The organism is Streptomyces sp. SBT349 (genome assembly GCF_001083795.1).
Lineage (GTDB): Bacteria > Actinomycetota > Actinomycetes > Streptomycetales > Streptomycetaceae > Streptomyces.
This window is the reverse complement of record NZ_LAVK01000536.1, coordinates 1-3,375: the sequence shown is the minus strand read 5'-3', so window position 1 is coordinate 3,375 and position 3,375 is coordinate 1. Positions and strand designations below refer to the sequence as shown.

4 protein-coding genes are annotated in these 3,375 nt (G+C 68.9%); 2 read left to right on the top strand and 2 right to left on the bottom strand.

Annotated elements, in window-relative coordinates:
• Positions 1-197: 197 nt before the first annotated feature.
• Together ADY01_RS34215 and ADY01_RS34210 are read right to left on the bottom strand one after the other, a co-directional pair.
• The gene (locus tag ADY01_RS34215; protein WP_049580671.1) at positions 198-425 is read right to left on the bottom strand and encodes a DUF397 domain-containing protein; all 228 of its coding nucleotides are present in this window, start codon (positions 423-425) and stop codon (positions 198-200) included.
• Positions 422-1,246 (bottom strand): helix-turn-helix domain-containing protein, encoded by an 825-nt coding sequence (locus ADY01_RS34210; protein WP_049580670.1) that lies wholly within the window; start codon positions 1,244-1,246, stop codon positions 422-424. The genes ADY01_RS34215 and ADY01_RS34210 overlap by 4 nt, the downstream gene beginning before the upstream one ends.
• 219 nt (positions 1,247-1,465) lie before the next feature.
• Here ADY01_RS34210 and ADY01_RS36220 point away from each other — a divergent pair, with 219 nt between their 5' ends.
• Entirely contained in the window at positions 1,466-1,813 is a 348-nt protein-coding gene (locus tag ADY01_RS36220; protein WP_053171510.1) for a hypothetical protein, read from the top strand.
• Positions 1,814-1,856: 43 nt separating this feature from the next.
• A complete protein-coding gene (locus tag ADY01_RS34200; protein ID WP_049580669.1) occupies positions 1,857-2,822 on the top strand; it encodes an NAD(P)H-quinone oxidoreductase in 966 nt (321 codons plus the stop codon).
• The last annotated feature ends 553 nt before the right edge of the window (positions 2,823-3,375 follow it).

Below are 3,375 nucleotides of genomic sequence, written 5' to 3'. Positions count from 1 at the left end.
CTCCCAGCCCTACCCGCCGAGCGGCGGCCCCGCCTGGGGCGGTGGCCACCACGGCGGCCACCACGGTCACCACCCGCACCGCCGCAAGGGCGGCCTCTCCGGCCTCTTCTTCTCCTCCTGACGCGCCACCGGCGCGCCCGACGCCCCCGGGCCCCGGCCGTCCTCGAACGACGGCCGGGGCCCCGCTGTCCGCCGGATCAACGGCCGGCGGCCAGCGCCCCTTCCCTGACGGCGGCGACGAATTCGGTCCAGCCGTGCGGCGCGAACGCGAGCACCGGGCCCGCCGCGGTCTTGGAATCCCGCACCGGAACGACACCGGAAGTCGCGGCCACGTTCCGCGCGTATTCGACGCACTCGCCGCCGTTGCCGCTGCAATAGCTGGACTTGACCCACTCCACGCCGGATAGGTCGATCTTGCTCTTCATCGGGAGTACTCCTCCAACATGACCTTTTTGATGAGCGCCAGCGATTCGTCGGGTGACAGGGCATCAGCCCGCAAACGATCGTAGGCCGCCGTCGCCGTCACCACTTGCGCGGCAGAGTCAATCACATGGCCGCCACTCCAGGATTCCTCGTAGAGCAGCGGGGGATCCTCGGTGAACGTCAGCAGGATGAAGCTTTCCGTGGCGGGTGGCGCCCCGGTGGAAAAGGGGAGCACCTGGAGCGTGGTGTTCGGCGACTCGGCCTCCCCGAGAAGGCGGCCCAGCTGCCCCCGCATGACGTCCCGTCCACCGATCTGGCGATGCAGACATGACTCGTCCAGAATCACCCACAGGAGTGGCGGATTCTCGCGCTCCAGGGCCTCGTGGCGGCGCATCCTGGCCTCGACCTTGTGCTTCACCCACTGCTTGGAGGCGGTCGGATGCGCATTGCGGTAAATGGCGTGGGCATACTCCTCGGTCTGAAGGATTCCCGCGACGAGATTCGCGCTGTAGTTCAGGATGCTTTCCGCCTGCCCCTCCCATTTGACATAGGGCTCGAACCAGGACGGGTGTTCCCGCCGATTGATGCGGTCACGCATGCGCGCGAAGAATCCCGAGGTGTTGAACACCCGGTCGCACGCCATGGCGAACTGCACGGAGCCGAGCAGTAGTCCGTTCTCCACCTTGCTGATGTAGGGCGGCTGGTAGTGCGTGGCGTCGGCGAGTTCCTTCTGGGTCAACCTCGCGTGCATCCGTGCTTCTTTGACTTCAAGTCCGAAATAGGCGTAGCCGTCGTGCGGTTCGCTGCCGCTGAGCTCGTTCATGTGTCTGTTTCCTGACTTTCCGAAACGAAGGGAAACTGCCGTTCCCGTTGTCCAGGCGTGCCGGAGGGTGATGGTGGGAGTACGCAAGGTGAATACCCGCGGCCGGTGGAGTGGTCACCTGGTGGGCGGCGAACTATTCGGAGATGTGAATCCGCTTTTCCGTGCGAGCTTTCACGCGCACGGAGCGGACGCGAAACGGAAACGGAAGCGGGCAACGGAATGAGCGTCAAGGTGCACATGGCCCTGCGAGGCATCGTGTTCTCGGGCATCAGCGGCTGGCCGGTGCCGCGGCGGTCCCCCGGCGGCAACGACTGGGTGACGGGACGCTGCTGGCTGTACTGCCGCCGCGAGAACGTCAGCGTCCTGTGGATCGGGCCGGTGAGGACGCCGTCCTCGGAGGGCGAGCTGTACGCCTGCGGGCAGTGCATCGCCGAACTGGTGCACATGATCAGGGAGGATCAGCGGCGCACGAGCCTTCCCCCGGGGCGGATCTGCGAGCATCGCGAGCTGGAGCGGCGGGAGGGGAAGACGTTCTGCGCCGGGTGCGCCCGGCAGATCTATCTGTGACGCGGCACCTTTGACGCCCCGCGCTCCGGGTAGCGTCCTGGTCATGCGTGCGATCACGATTCCCGAACCAGGCGGCCCCGACGCGATGGTGTGGGCCGAGGTCCCCGACCCGGTGGTGGGGCCGGGCGAGGTGCTCGTCGATGTCGCGGCGGCCGGGGTGAACCGGGCCGACGTCCTCCAGCGGCAGGGCAACTACAGCCCGCCGCCCGGCGCTTCGCCGTATCCGGGGCTGGAGTGCTCGGGGCGGATCGCGGCGGTCGGCGAGGGCGTGGCGGGCTGGAGCGAGGGCGACGAGGTGTGCGCGCTGCTCAGCGGCGGCGGGTACGCCGAGAGGGTCGCCGTCCCGGCCGGCCAGCTGCTCCCCGTCCCCGCGGGCTGCTCGACCGTGACGGCGGCGGCGCTGCCCGAGGTCGCCTGCACTGTGTGGTCGATGGTGTTCATGCAGGCGGGGCTGTGCGCGGGGGAGACGCTGCTGGTGCACGGCGGCGCGAGCGGCATCGGGACGATGGCCGTACAGCTGGCCAAGGCGGCCGGGGCGCGGGTGGCGGTGACGGCCGGGAGCGCGGAGAAGCTGGCCCGCTGCCGCGACCTCGGGGCGGATGTGCTGATCAACCACCGCGAGCAGGACTTCGCCGAGGAGCTGTCGGGCGGCGCGGACGTGGTGCTCGACATCATGGGCGCGAAGTACCTCGGGCGGAACGTGCGGGCCCTCGCGCCGGGCGGGCGCCTGGTGATCATCGGCTTCCAGGGGGGCGTGAAGGGGGAGTTCGATCTGAGGCCCCTGATGGCGAAACGCGCCAGCGTCACCTCCGCCTCCCTCCGCGCGCGCCCGCCGGAGGAGAAGGCGGCGATCGTCTCGGCGGTCCGCGCCAACGTCTGGCCCCTGGTGGCCGAGGCCCGCCTCCACCCGGTGGTCGACCGCACGCTTCCTCTCTCCGAGGCGGCCGAGGCTCACCGCGTCATGGAGGCCAACCTCCATACGGGCAAGATTCTGCTGACTCGTCCGTAGGGTGTGGCTGGGGTTGGTGGGTGGGGCGGCTTCTACGCCTGGCTTAGGTGGCGCGCGCTTGGCCGGGTGTCGGGTTTCGTGCGGATGCACGAGGGAGGCACCTACGGGGGGAGGGTTCGTGGGTGTTCGCCGTCCCGGTGACCGGCCAGTTTGTCGGGTGGATGAGGTGGGTGTCCGGACGGGCGCAGCGGATGACGGTGGTCTTGGGTCGGTCTCTCGGTGGTGGGCTGGGGTGGCGCGCACCCTTCGGGCCTGCTCTGGCCGCACGTATTCGTCGTTGCCCGCGCGCCGCCGGGGCTTATGTAGCGGGCCGGTGGGTTCGTTGCCCTATCGGGCATCGGAGGGCGGGGACTGTTTTGAAACGGCGCACGGTTTGTTTTCAACACTCTGTTTAAAACGAAGTGTTTCGCGTTTCAGAACAGTCCCCGCCTCCAGATGCCCAATAGGGCAGACGACCGCGCACCGCCACCACGGCCCGGTTGGGCAACGACCCCCACCGGCCCGGCGAATACCCAACAAGGGCACACAGAGGCGGCAGCAGCTGCGCGCCACC